This window comes from Celerinatantimonas diazotrophica (genome assembly GCF_004339545.1).
Taxonomy (GTDB): domain Bacteria; phylum Pseudomonadota; class Gammaproteobacteria; order Enterobacterales; family Celerinatantimonadaceae; genus Celerinatantimonas; species Celerinatantimonas diazotrophica.
The window spans coordinates 140588-153860 of record NZ_SMGD01000012.1 but is presented as its reverse complement, the minus strand read 5'-3'; the positions used below and the strand labels follow the sequence as shown (position 1 = coordinate 153860).

General features: G+C 46.3%; 10 protein-coding genes. 2 read left to right on the top strand and 8 right to left on the bottom strand.

The features are described 5' to 3' along the window. Nucleotides 1–12: 12 nt before the first annotated feature. Complete coding sequence (gene glpD / locus EV690_RS07030) at nt 13–1536, bottom strand: glycerol-3-phosphate dehydrogenase (RefSeq protein ID WP_131912294.1); 1524 nt, start codon at nt 1534–1536, stop codon at nt 13–15. A 211-nt stretch (nt 1537–1747) separates the two neighbouring features. Then, nucleotides 1748–2506 (bottom strand): DeoR/GlpR family transcriptional regulator, encoded by a 759-nt coding sequence (locus tag EV690_RS07025; RefSeq protein ID WP_131912293.1) that lies wholly within the window; start codon nt 2504–2506, stop codon nt 1748–1750. A gap of 288 nt (nt 2507–2794) precedes the next feature. On the opposite strand from EV690_RS07025, the gene EV690_RS07020 reads away from it, so the two are divergent. Further along, nucleotides 2795–3667: an MIP/aquaporin family protein gene (locus tag EV690_RS07020; protein WP_131912292.1), complete on the top strand. Its 873-nt coding sequence runs from the start codon at nt 2795–2797 to the stop codon at nt 3665–3667. A 13-nt stretch (nt 3668–3680) separates the two neighbouring features. After that, nucleotides 3681–5189 (top strand): glycerol kinase GlpK, encoded by a 1509-nt coding sequence (gene glpK / locus EV690_RS07015; protein WP_131912291.1) that lies wholly within the window; start codon nt 3681–3683, stop codon nt 5187–5189. Between the two features lie 295 nt (nt 5190–5484). Here glpK and hydA read toward each other — a convergent pair whose 3' ends face one another. The 6 genes from hydA to EV690_RS06985 all read right to left on the bottom strand — a co-directional run bounded on the left by hydA (nt 5485) and on the right by EV690_RS06985 (nt 13124). Then, on the bottom strand, nt 5485–6858 hold the full coding sequence (hydA, locus tag EV690_RS07010) for a dihydropyrimidinase (protein ID WP_131912290.1): 1374 nt from the start codon (nt 6856–6858) through the stop codon (nt 5485–5487). A gap of 9 nt (nt 6859–6867) precedes the next feature. Then, complete coding sequence (locus tag EV690_RS07005) at nt 6868–8106, bottom strand: Zn-dependent hydrolase (protein ID WP_396022808.1); 1239 nt, start codon at nt 8104–8106, stop codon at nt 6868–6870. 202 nt (nt 8107–8308) lie between these two features. Continuing rightward, on the bottom strand, nt 8309–9634 hold the full coding sequence (gene preA, locus EV690_RS07000) for an NAD-dependent dihydropyrimidine dehydrogenase subunit PreA (RefSeq protein ID WP_131912288.1): 1326 nt from the start codon (nt 9632–9634) through the stop codon (nt 8309–8311). After that, nucleotides 9627–11018, bottom strand: coding sequence for an NAD(P)-dependent oxidoreductase (locus EV690_RS06995; protein WP_131912287.1), 1392 nt, complete (start codon nt 11016–11018; stop codon nt 9627–9629). Before EV690_RS06995 ends, preA begins: the two co-directional genes overlap by 8 nt. A 249-nt stretch (nt 11019–11267) precedes the next feature. Further along, nucleotides 11268–11954 (bottom strand): TetR family transcriptional regulator C-terminal domain-containing protein, encoded by a 687-nt coding sequence (locus EV690_RS06990; RefSeq protein ID WP_131912286.1) that lies wholly within the window; start codon nt 11952–11954, stop codon nt 11268–11270. A 201-nt stretch (nt 11955–12155) separates the two neighbouring features. After that, a complete protein-coding gene (locus EV690_RS06985) occupies nt 12156–13124 on the bottom strand; it encodes an ABC transporter substrate-binding protein (RefSeq protein ID WP_131912680.1) in 969 nt (322 codons plus the stop codon). Nucleotides 13125–13273 lie beyond the last annotated feature (149 nt).

The following is a 13273-nucleotide window of genomic DNA, read 5'->3' as shown; positions in this document are numbered from 1 at the left end:
ATCTATATACAACTATCCAACCCGAGCGATAGGCTCTACGTTTGCATGAGCCCCTTGGACATCCTTAGTGAGGTAATCCGTCAACGCGTTCACATCTGCCTGCTCGGTGATAATGCCCAATTTAGTACGCCGCCAGAGGATATCGTCTGTACTCATGGCCCATTCATGCTCGACCAAATAATCCACTTCACGCTGGCTCAATTGCTCACCGAACCATTGCCCTAGATCTTCTTTTTTCTGAGCACCATCCAGCCAATGACTAGCATTGCTACCATAGGCATGCGCAATCCGTCGACAGTTCGCTTGACTTAAAAACGGATAGTCGCTTTGCAGTTGAGAGCTGAGCTGTTCAGGGTCACAATCCCCACCGGGAAGAATGCTCTTTTGACTCTGGCAGTGACCGCAATGTAAATAGTGCCGCAGTTTATCCACTGCCGCTTCCGAAAGTTTACGGAAGGTCGTGAGTTTGCCACCAAATACCGAGACCAGCGGGGCCGCTCCGTGCTCATCTTGAAGCTCAAGCGTATAATCACGTGTGATAGCCTGAGGGGAATCCGATTCATCTTCACACAGAGGCCGGACACCAGAATAACTCCAGATAATTTCCTCACGACGAATATTATGTTTGAAGTGCTTATTGACTACATTACATAAGTACTCTATTTCAGATTCGTTGATATGCACCTGACGAGGATCGCCTTTATATTCCAGATCAGTGGTTCCAATTAAGCTGTATTTATCCAGATACGGGATCACAAAGACAATACGACGGTCTTCATTTTGGAGAATATAAGCACATTTTTCTTTATGAATTTGGGGAACCAAAATATGGCTGCCCTGAATCATACGGATGCTGCGAGGCGATGACAATTTAAGTTGCTCATCAAAAATTGATTTCACCCAAGGGCCACCCGCATTCACGAGCGCTTTCGCGCGCACTTGTGAAGTTTCCCCCGAGCGTTCATCCTGAACCGTGACCAGCCACTGGCCATTTTCACGAGAAGCGCTCACACAAGGTGTGTAGTTATACACATCGGCCCCTAACTCACGCGCATGCAACAAATTGGCAACGACCAAGCGTGAATCATCAACCCAACCATCTGAATACTCGAAACCTTTGCGGATCTGACTTTGTAAAGCACTGGTGTGCGGGTTAAAGCGGATCCCACAACTTGCTGGCAAGGTAACTCGTTTAGCCAAATGGTCATATAAAAATAGCCCAATTCGAATCATCCATGCTGGACGCAGATGGGGACGGTGAGGCAGACGAAAGCGCATCGGTGTAATCAGATGCGGTGCTTTTTTCAATAACACTTCTCGTTCACCGAGCGCTTCACGAACCAACCGGAATTCGTAATGCTCTAGATACCTCAGACCGCCGTGAACTAACTTCGAGCTCGCCGAGGATGTCGCACTTGCAAAATCTTTTGCTTCAAATAATGCGACTTTGAGTCCGCGCTCAGCAGCATCAGCAGCGATCCCCGAACCATTGATGCCACCGCCAATCACAACCAGATCATATTCGTGAATCGCCATAGTTCCTCCAACAACAAATGTTAAAAACTTTTAACACCCATTATTGTTCGAAAACGAAAAATTTCAATCATTTTATTAAAAAATTTTCGAAAAAAAACATATTGGCGTATAAACCCCTCCATTAACCCCTACCAGCGCGGGACTGGTCGGAGATTAACCGAGGTAGATGACAGTTTGATGAGCATGAGAGCTCATCATCCGCAGGGAACGCTTAGCAAAGGTGGCATTCAATATGGCTGGCTTTTAACAGCTCACTAATCTTTTTAGGCGGCTCGGCATCCGTATATAAGGCCCCTATTTGGGTAATATTCCCCATATTGACCATTGCATTGCGACCAAATTTACTCGCATCAGCAGCCAAAAAAGTGTGCCGTGCGTTGGCAATAATAGTCTGCTTTACCCGCACTTCATGGTAGTCGAAATCAAGCAATGAACCATCTTCATCAATCCCTGATATCCCCAAAATGCCATAATCCATACGAAACTGTTGAATAAAATCACGGGTTGCTTCACCGATAATGCCACCGTCTCGGTGACGCACTTCTCCCCCCGCTAAGATCACCATACAATCTTCGTTTTTTAATAAGGTGCTCGCCACATTAATATTGTTGGTGACAATCCGCAGCCCTTTGTGTTCAAGCAATGCCTGCGCTACCGCTTCAGCCGTAGTACCAATATCGATAAATAGAGATGCACCATGTGGGATCTGTTCAGCAATGGCTTGAGCAATGCGATTTTTTGCTTGCAGATATGCCATTTTGCGATTTGGATAAGGATCATTTTCAGTGCTCGTTTGCAATGATGCTCCCCCATGGTGGCGCTGAATACGGTGCTGCGCAGCAAGGTCGTTCAGGTCGCGCCGGATCGTTTGCGAACTCACCCCAAAATAATTGACCAACTCTTCAGTACTTAAAAAACCATGTTCGCCAAGATGCTTAATAATCTGGCTATGACGTTCTAACTGCTTCAAAGACTCACCTCTTATTGATTATTTTGACAAACTTTGGAGCCATCACGCAGAAGAAATGGCCTGAAAAGTTTATGAATAATCTGATTCTAGCGAGTTTTTAACACAGTGTCGTGTTCAACTATTTGGATAGACATGGAGAAACGAACCTTTTAAAGTTCGAAAAAAAACATTTCAAACACATCAATGAGTGATATCGCTCAAATTTTCGATAAAATATGTTTCACAAATGTTTAATCGTTGTCAATAATTCGTTCGCTGCACATAACAACTAATAGATAGAGAGGCAACATGAAGCAACAAAACCCGTCACTATGGAATGAATGTCTTGCCGAAATTATCGGTACTGGAATGTTCATGTTTATGGGTACTGGCTGTGTCGCAGCTTTAGTACTTACTTCAGCTCAGTTTGGTCAGTGGGAGATCAGCATTATCTGGGGGCTAGCTGTTGCGATAGCAATCTATTCTGTCGGTGGGATTTCCGGGGCACATATCAATCCTGCAGTCACTTTAGCTCTGGCTAGCTTCATGGGGTTCAAATGGCAAAAAGTACCATTTTATATCGTCTCCCAGTTTATAGGGTCAGCGATTGGCGCCGGACTGACTTACCTTTTATATCAGCCGTTGTTCACACATTGGGAAATTCAGCACCATGTGGTTCGAGGTACGATTGAAAGCCTACAAACGGCTGGTATATTTACTACTTTTGCCAATGCCAACATCTCTACTGTCCATGCCATGTTTGTTGAAATGGTGATCACCGCCATTCTAATGTTGGGTATTTTAGCTTTTGGCGATGACAAAAATATCGGCCCCAAAGGTATCTATACCGGAACGTTAGTTGGGATATTGGTCGCTGTGATTGGCGCTTCTCTTGGCCCACTCACCGGGTTTTCGATGAATCCAGCGCGAGATCTTGCCCCCCGAATCATGATCGATTGGCTCGGTTGGGGACATCTAGCCATGACCGGAGGACGACCACACATTTATGCTTGGGCACCAATCGTCGGAGCGATTCTCGGCGCCCAAATAGGAGCAGCTTTATATAGTCGGGTGTTAGCGCGAGCCATGCCTAAGAGCGAATCGACAGCACCAGAAGTAACAGAAGCACAAGAACGGGAGTCGTCGTTACCACCTGCGGCTCATCAATCTTCAAAAGTTTAATAAGGTATTTATTATGAGTGATTCAATACCAAATAAAGATTACATTGTCGCTCTTGATCAGGGGACTACCTCTTCACGTGCCATTATCTTTGATCAAAAAGCCCATATTGTTGGTGTTTCGCAGCGCGAATTTACCCAGTATTATCCGCACACCGGTTGGGTGGAACACGACCCAATGGAGATCTGGTCTAGCCAAAGCTCAGTATTAGTTGAAGTGCTCGCTAAAACAGGGATCCGTTCTGATCAAGTTGCAGCCATTGGGATCACCAACCAACGCGAAACCACTATTGTGTGGGATCGTAAAACCGGACGCCCCATTTATAATGCGATTGTCTGGCAGTGTCGGCGTACCAGTGACATCTGCGATGATTTAAAAGCCCGAGGCCTCGAGCAATATATCCGCGAAAATACGGGTCTGGTGATTGATGCCTATTTTGCCGGGACAAAAATTAAATGGATCTTAGATAATGTCGAAGGGGCTCGAGAAAAAGCACAACGTGGAGAACTAGCATTTGGCACCGTAGATAGCTGGCTCATCTGGAATATGACCCAGGGACGTGTCCATGTTACAGACTACACCAATGCTTCACGCACGATGCTCTTTAATATCAATACGCTGGATTGGGATGAGCGCATGCTCGATGAGCTGGAGATCCCCAAATCCATGTTGCCAGAGGTCAAAGGCTCTAGCACCGTTTATGGCAAAACCAATATCGGGGGTAAAGGCGGAACTCGTATCCCCATCGCTGGGATCGCCGGGGACCAACAATCTGCATTGTTCGGTCAGCTGTGCACCCAAAAAGGGATGGCCAAAAACACCTATGGCACCGGCTGCTTTATGCTGATGAATACCGGGACTAAAGCCGTTAAATCTGAGAATGGTCTGATCACGACTTTGGCTGTCGGCGATAAAGGTGAAGTCAATTATGCTCTGGAAGGCTCGGTATTTATGGGAGGAGCAACTATTCAGTGGCTACGTGACGAAATGGGGATCATCCATGAAGCCAGCGATACCGACTATTTTGCCAGCAAAGTTAAAGACACGAATGGCGTCTATCTCGTCCCCGCATTTGTTGGATTAGGTGCACCTTATTGGGACCCACATGCACGCGGAGTCATGGTTGGCTTAAGCCGTGGTGCCAATCGTAACCATATTATTCGCGCTGCACTGGAATCTATCGCTTACCAAAGCCGCGATATTCTGGATGCGATGCAGCAAGATTCAGGGTTAAAACTGGCCAAACTGAAAGTTGATGGCGGTGCGGTTGCCAATGATTTCTTAATGCAATTCCAATCAGACATTATGAACACCCGTGTTGAGCGGCCCAAAATGATCGAATCCACAGCCTTAGGGGCAGCGTTACTTGCAGGCTTGGCCGTTGGTTTTTGGCCATCAACCGATGCCATACGTCAGTCTCTAGAAATCGATCACCTCTTTGCTCCACAGATGCCACGCGAAGAACGTCAAAGCCGTTATGAAGGCTGGCAGGACGCTGTGAAACGCGCCTTATCAGCGAGTTAACCCCTCGCCCTCCCCCTTGAAAATCAGGGGGAGGACTCATGTTAGCACGGCTGTTCATCTTATTGCTCGGCCAATCAGACGAAGTAAAAACAAAGACAGCCCTCGAAGCTGAACCCCCGAGTCCGCCAATTTGCTGCACTGCATTGGGGCTACCAAACCACAAATATTTCCTAAAAAACAATCAGTTTACTCCGCACCTTGGCAAGGGGAAGCGTGGAAGGGCTTATCTTTATCTACAGACACAAAAAGGCCCCACCATGACCAACATGGAAGGGCTTACGAGGTAGAGTGATCATTATTTGGTCGGGCGTTTTTCTCGTTTCACGAAGTTGCCCCAACCCGGCTCGCCGACAAAATCACCGTGGTCGTAAACTAAGCGGCCCCGTGAATAGGTTTGTACCGGATAGCCTTTGACCTGAATACCTTCCCAGATTGTATGGTCGTAGTCTGAGTGCATGTTATCAACAGAGATTGTGAAATCGACACTCGGGTCATAAATCACAATATCCGCATCTTTTCCTACCGCGATACTACCTTTATCGGCACAGCCAAAAATTTTCGCTGGATTGCTAGCGCATAACGCAACGACTTGATTATAAGAGAGCTTACCTTGGTTGGCAGCCGATAACATGTAGGGATAGAGGTTTTCGATACCAGCGCAGCCATTGGGAATTTTAGTAAAGTCATTAATGCCCCAATCTTTTTCATGCGACTGGAACGGACAGTGGTCGGTTGCCACGACATCGATGCCACCATTTTTGATGGCCTTCCACAATGCATCCTGACTTTCCTGGCCTTTTATCGGTGGTGAACAAACGAAGTTTCGACCATCGTCGCGTTTATACACCTCACTGGTAAATTCTAAATATTGTGGGCACGTTTCAATATAGATATTGCTGTTTTCTTTTTTCGCTTCAATCGCCGCTTCAAGGCCTTCTTTATCAGCCATATGCACCAAATATAGCGGCGCTTCTAAATGTTTTGCCCAGTGCACGGCACGTTTATCCGCTTCGGCTTCGACATATTCTGGGCGACTTAAGTAATGGTACCAAGCAGAGGTTTTCCCTTCGGCTAAAAACTTCTCAACATTGTAATCAATCAGATCGGGGTTTTCCGCATGTAGATTGAGCATTGCGCCCACTTCTTTAGCTTTGAGTAGTAACCTTGCAAAGACGCCATCATCTACCATCATGCCTTCTTTTTTATAGACAAAAAAGCATTTAAAACTAGTGATCCCAGACGCGACGGCTGATTCCATCTCATCTAAAATCGCACCATCATTTAAATCGGTAATAATGCAGTGATAGGCATAATCAATACAGGCTTCTTTTTCACAGATGGCTTTTTTAGAATCAATCACCTGTTTGATCGTCATGCCTTTGCGTTGCATGGGATAATCAAAAACTGTGGTTACCCCGCCGCAGGCCGCCGCTCGAGTCCCCGCTAAATAGCCATCGGCAGAGGTCGTGCCGCCAAATGGCATCGCCAAATGGGTATGTACATCAATGGCGCCTGGCAGTACTAATTTGCCGGCTGCATCAACGACTTTGGCGCCATCAAGCGGCAAATCAGCCCCCATTGCGACAATCTTGCCATCACGAATGGCGACATCGGCTTTGACGGTATCAGTGGCGGTGACCACAGTCCCGTTTTTAATGATTAAATCCATGAGATCTCCTTATTCAGCATCGGCTTTTAATACGGCGTTTAACAGAACTGTTGCTCCACAAGTACACTGCTCTGGTGACGAGTATTCCTGTTCACAATGAGATAAACCGTCTTTTGATTGCACAAAAATCATCGTGGTCGGCATCATATAAGCGGCAAACTGAGCGTCGTGTCCGGCCCCTGAGTGCAACACCTGATGTGATACCCCGGTTTCTTCTGCCGCGGCTTTGACAAAACTGACTAAGGTGTCATTCCAGTAGACTGTATCGCGGTTCCACATTTTATCGACTTTACAGCTGCATCCAGCCCACTGTTTTTCGCTACAGGATTGAACGACGGCTAATACTTTGGCGCGAACTTCGGCACTTTCATGGCGGACATCAATACTAAAATCAACTTCATCGGGCACGCAGGTATGAACGTTCGGATGACATTCAATTTCACCGGTTGTATAGACCAAATCGCTATAACCCAACTTGTCGATTTCATCATGCAGATAACACAACGCCTGTGATGCGGCGTAAAGCGCATCGCGCCGTTTCGGCATAGGGAAGGTTCCTGCATGCACCGTTTGTCCATAAAACCGTAAGCGGTAGTTAAACATCCCGAGAACACAGTCAACCACGCCGATGTCATTGCCTGCATCTTCTAAAATCGGGCCTTGCTCGATGTGAATTTCAAACATGCATTTGTAGTTATCAGGGCTGAGTCGGTTGGCAATATCGCCTTTAAACTCAGATGCGTCGAGTGCTTGGCCAAAAGTGGTCTGTTTATCCAACACACTTGTTGATTGCATCATGTCTTCGTATTTAAATTTGCCTCTGACATCTTCTGGTAAATAGTCGTAACACACCACTCCTGAGATCATCATCGCTGGTGGATAAAGAGAGCCTTCTTCATTGGTCCAAATCATCGCTGTCAGTGGATGTTTATGCGCAATATTGTTCTGGGCGACGGTTTCCAAAACTTCCATCGCAGACATAACGCCTAAAATGCCATCGTAATTTCCACCATTTTTAACCGAATCAGAGTGAGATCCCATGACGATCCGTTTTGCACTAGCATCACTGCCGGGCAGAGTCGCGTAAATATTGGCTACATCATCGATTTCGATGGTTGCGCCAATCGCTTGCATTCTTTTGATAAATTCGTTTCTGGCCAAAACATCTTCTTTAGACAGCGTATAGCGAGTAATCCCGCCATGTCCGGCATCACCAAATTGACTAAACGTATTTATCTTATTGGTCATTCTCTCTAAGCTACATTCGTACATTTTGCACCTCTAATCCGTCTATAAAGTTCCATCTGCCGCCGTAAACCCACCATGACTTGTCGTCATCACAGAGTGTTTTATTGGACGGTTCCGTGTGAAGTATCGATTGCCTGATAATTGGTAGTCGGTACTGACTAAAGCTTTTCTTTTCACTGATTGTGTTCTCATAACCCAATCCTTATTCAACAACAGGTGTGGCAGGCTCAGGGCTGGCCAGAGGGTTGTTGGGATGTTGCGTCCAGTTGGCATAATCGGAGCGAACTACTTCACCGGTGCGTTGATCTACTTCGCCTGGCGCCAGAGCGCGCATCGTGATGCAGTTTTCAATCGGACAGATAGATACGCACAGATTACAGCCCACACAATCTTGTTCTTTGACCTGATAATGTCGTTCACCATCAAGGGTATGAGTGATGGCTTGATGTGAGGTGTCTTCACAGGCAATGTGGCATTTACCGCATTTGATACAAAGACTCTGATCGATCACCGCTTTATTCACATGATTTAAATTTAAATAGCGCCAGTCGGTGACTGAGGGCAGTGCTTTGCCTCGAAAATCTTCGATAGTGCGATAACCCGCTGCATCCATAAAATTAGACAGGCCGCTTATCATGTCTTCAACAATGCGAAAGCCATGCACCATCACTGCGGTACAAACCTGCACGTTAGAGCAGCCAAGCGCGATAAATTCGGCGGCATCTTTCCACGTTGAAATACCACCAATCCCTGAAATTAAAAGATCACTGGTTTCGGGCGCACGGCCAATTTCACTGACCATATTTAAGGCAATTGGTTTGACTGCTGGGCCACAATAGCCGCCGTGCGAACCTTTATTTTCGGTATGTGGACTCATCAACATCTGGTCGAGATCCACTCCCATCACCGAGTTTATGGTGTTTATCAGTGAAACCGCGTCAGCGCCGCCTCGTTTGGCTGCTTGAGCTGGGTAGCGAATATCGGTGATATTAGGGGTTAATTTGACGATAACGGGAATAGAGCAATACTGTTTGCACCAGCGGGTGACCATCTCGATATATTCTGGAACTTGCCCAACAGCGGCACCCATGCCACGCTCACTCATGCCATGAGGACATCCAAAGTTAAGCTCAATGCCATCTGCGCCAGTTTGTTCAACCAATGGCAAAATGAATTTCCAAGACTCTTCATCGCACGGCACCATAATGGAAACTACGAGAGCGCGATCCGGCCAGTTACGTTTGACGCGGGCAATCTCCTCTAAGTTTATATCGAGGGAGCGGTCAGTAATCAGCTCAATGTTGTTGAGCCCGATGATCTTGCGATCAGATGAACGTAGCGTGCCATAACGAGGCCCTTTGACGTTGACAACATGTGGGTCGAGTCCAAGTGTTTTCCAAACAACCCCGCCCCATCCCGCTTCATAAGCTCGCACTACGTTGTATTCTTTATCGGTTGGCGGTGCTGAAGCCAGCCAAAACGGATTAGGGCTATGGATGCCCAAAAAGTTCGATGTTAAATCAGCCATTGGACACCTCTTTTTCTAAAATTGGACTCATCTGAGCATTCAAGCGCATCGCTCTATCCATCGATTGCGCAGCGAGTTTGCCAAGGCGCACGGCATCAACGGTTAGATCTTGGCCACCATCAACACAGTCTCCACCAGCCCAAACACCCACAATTGATGTGCGGCATTCATCGTCAATAGCGATTCGGCCATTTTTAAGTGTTGGTTGCAGCGTTTCTGACCATGGTTGATAACGTTGGCCGATCGCTTTAAGCAGCATGTCAGTTGCAATCGTAAAATGTTCATCAGTCTCTACCAGACGACCATGCTGGGTGGCGGTTTTAACAAAGCTCACCGCTATTAAGCCATCCTCGCTATGAATCGCTTTGGGTTTGGCCCAACATTGGATAGTGACACCATTTTCGCGAGCCCAATTAATTTCGTGTGCTGAGGCTTTAAAATCCGCTTCGCCACGCCGATAAACCATCGTAACCTCAGTCGCACCAAGTTTTTTTGCTTGTACTGCGGCATCGACGGCGGTCATCCCGCCACCAATGACGAGCACATGATTACCCACTTGCAGTGTGCCTAAGTCATCTGCTTGGCGAAGCTCTTTGATAAACTCAACCGCTTCTCTGATCTCAGGTAGAGCCGGCTCTTTAATGCCTAGCGAATTGACGGCGCCAAGCCCGAGTCCTAAGAAAACGGCATCGTATTGAGCCGTTAAATCGGCAAGTTGAAAGTCTTGGCCTAACTTCCTATTGGTACGTACTTCAATGCCGCCAATTGACAATAGCCAGTTGATCTCTTGTTGGGCAAATTCACTCGAAGTTTTATAGCGCGCTAAACCATATTCATTGAGACCGCCCAATTTAGGATTGGCATCAAAGAGCACGACATCATGGCCTTGACGCGCTAAACGATGCGCGACCGTTAGCCCTGCAGGACCTGCTCCCACTACAGCAGCTTTACAGCCACTATCTGTCGCGCGCTTAAATAATGGCTTGCCTGGATTGGCAAAGTACTGATCGGTCGCAAAGCGCTGCAGGCGACCGATTTCCACTGGTTTGGCCTCTTGAGCTTGGCGCACGCAAGCTTGTTCACAGAGCACTTCGGTTGGGCAAACTCGAGCACACATGCCACCGAGTTCATTCGCGCTAAGAATAGTTTCAGCCGCCCCGCGAATGTTGTGTTCAGCTATTCGATGAATAAATTGCGGAACATTAATCTCAGCAGGACACGCTTTCATGCATGGCGCGTCATAACAGTAGTAACAGCGATCAGTTTCAGCCATCGCCGCAACAGCAGAAAGTGGTGCAGGAAAATCACAAAATGCGGATTTGCAACCTCCTGATTTTGGATGTTGCTCCGTCACCTTCGGCGAAGGAGGATTTCGATGAGTCATACATTGCCCCTTGGTCATTATTTGGCACAAAATCCTGACCAATTGGTTAGGATTACCTATTAAGAAAGCGATTTGTGTGCCAACTTGACCAGTTGGTCAGAAATGTTTAAAAAACCAGCTATTATGGGGAAATTAGTGATAAATCAGAGATCAAGAAATTATGGAAAGTCACAAGAATGCACAAATACTGTGCTTTTTTGCTTAGATAATGTGCAAAGGCCACACTTTTGCTATGGAAAAGATAAAAGCTTAGTCGTCTAAGCCACAGCTGCGAAAGACCATTGTCAGCACATGTTCAATTGCGCGTTCTTGCTGATCGTGGTGGTGGATAGATTGACCAAGGACCGCATTAATCTGCACATCGAAATCAGCATAGGTTTGGGTCATTGCCCACATCGAAAAAAAGAGTTGAACGCTATCAATAGGTTTTATCTTCCCTTCACTAATCCACTGTTCAATCACTGCTGATTTTTGTGCCACTAGCTGTTTTAAGGTGGTGTGTAATAGGCCATTCAAAACTTTCGCGCCTTGGAGCAGCTCATTGGCAAACAGTTTTGATGCTTGGGGGCGATCAAATACCAAACGCATTTTTTGCCGCACATAAGCTTCTAAAGCGATTTTAGGGTCAGCTTCGAGATAGATTTCAGACATTGGATCTAACCACTGCGTCAAAATACGGTTGAGTAGGTGCAGGTATAGATTTTTTTTACTGGAAAAGTAATAGTGTAGGTTCGCTTTAGGCAGACCTGCTTCTTCGGCTATCTGCGCCATCGTCGTGCCTTTAAATCCATATTGGGAAAAGGCGCGTTCGGCAGCCGCTAAAATTAGATTTTCATTACTTTTGCGGATCCGTCCCTTATTCATTGCGCTGTTTTCCCCTTCAGCTTGCAAATGCAATAGATTAGCCACGTCATCCGGCTTGAAAATACCACTCATGATTTGATTTAGCCTATTTGAATAAAACAATGATTAGAGGTTGGCCACAGTATAGTGATCATTGTGATATTTGACAAAGCGCCTATTTTCTTAGCGATTTAAGCAGAAAATTACGGCCCATCTTGTCCATTGAATGAGCCGTTTTTATTAACACAACTAGGGGCTATTTTGATCAACCGCCCCTAATCTAAAGCTAACTTACTATTTTTTCATCGCTAGTTCCCAGACAACGTGTGTCATAGCACTGTCGCCTGGATCTTTTTTAATGACGGTCTGTTGGCCACTGTTGAGCAGCATTTTTATGGTGCGGTGATAAGCATCAGGTTCAAGATAACCCATCTTATCGGTATTGGCGTAAGTGATAAGTTTGGCAACGTTTTCCATCTGTCGGGTTTGGACTCTGAGTGTTGCAGCGCCTGACATATCTTGTGCAACAACAATTTTGGCTGCTTCTTTAGGATGTTTCACCGCATAGTTCCAACCTTCGAATGTTCCGGCTAAAAATTTCGCCATTTTGGCGACAAACGCAGGGTTTTTGAGATTAGGCGATAGCACATATAAGCCATCTTCTAAGGTTGAAACACCTTCATCTTCATATGGGAATGAGATCAGTTGATCTTTTTTCATCCCGGCATCAATCAGCTGCCAGTACTCATTGTAGTTCATCGCAGAAATACAATCAGCCTGGCCATTCAGTAGCGGATCAACATTGAAGCCTTGTTTTAGAATATGAATATCTTTGCCCGGTGTTAAATGAAGTTTGGCCATCCAGTTAAAAAATGGATATTCGTTGCCACCGTACCAAACCCCTAATGTTTTTCCTTTAAGATCGGATGGGGTTTTAATTCCTGAGGATTTTTTACAAGTGAGCATCATGCCTGAACGGTTGTAGATCTGTGCAATATTTACCAGAGGGACGCCAGATTCACGAGCAGCGAGAGCATCTGGCATCCAGTCCACAATCACGTCTGCTGAATGGCCAGCAATAACCTGAACAGGGGAGATATCCGTCCCTCCAGGTTTAATGGTGACATCAACTCCATGGTCTTTATAAAACCCTTTTTCTTTGGCAACGTAGTAGCCAGCAAATTGTGCTTGAGGCACCCATTTTAGCTGCAGTGTGACCTTATCCATGGCATAAGCAGTGGTGGTGATCGATGCCACTATCATCGCAGCACACGCACTACGCAGCAGGCCCTTCAACTTCATTTTTTTCATCATCCATTCTTCCCTTATGTAGTAACACTTTCAAAAGATGCGCCCAAGCCAATAAGACGCTCTTGCATTTGGTTTAGTTTTACCGTGTGATCACAGCCATC

What these genes read in the sequence shown, in the direction of transcription:
- glpD (WP_131912294.1), bottom strand. Translation starts at nt 1,536, where the DNA reads ATGGCGATTCACGAATATGATCTGGTTGTGATTGGCGGTGGCATCAAT.
- preA (WP_131912288.1), bottom strand. Translation starts at nt 9,634, where the DNA reads ATGGCTGATTTAACATCGAACTTTTTGGGCATCCATAGCCCTAATCCG.
- glpK (WP_131912291.1), top strand. Translation starts at nt 3,681, where the DNA reads ATGAGTGATTCAATACCAAATAAAGATTACATTGTCGCTCTTGATCAG.
- EV690_RS07005 (WP_396022808.1), bottom strand. Translation starts at nt 8,106, where the DNA reads ATGACCAATAAGATAAATACGTTTAGTCAATTTGGTGATGCCGGACAT.
- EV690_RS06990 (WP_131912286.1), bottom strand. Translation starts at nt 11,954, where the DNA reads ATGAGTGGTATTTTCAAGCCGGATGACGTGGCTAATCTATTGCATTTG.
- EV690_RS06985 (WP_131912680.1), bottom strand. Translation starts at nt 13,124, where the DNA reads ATGATAGTGGCATCGATCACCACCACTGCTTATGCCATGGATAAGGTC.
- EV690_RS07020 (WP_131912292.1), top strand. Translation starts at nt 2,795, where the DNA reads ATGAAGCAACAAAACCCGTCACTATGGAATGAATGTCTTGCCGAAATT.
- hydA (WP_131912290.1), bottom strand. Translation starts at nt 6,858, where the DNA reads ATGGATTTAATCATTAAAAACGGGACTGTGGTCACCGCCACTGATACC.
- EV690_RS06995 (WP_131912287.1), bottom strand. Translation starts at nt 11,018, where the DNA reads ATGACTCATCGAAATCCTCCTTCGCCGAAGGTGACGGAGCAACATCCA.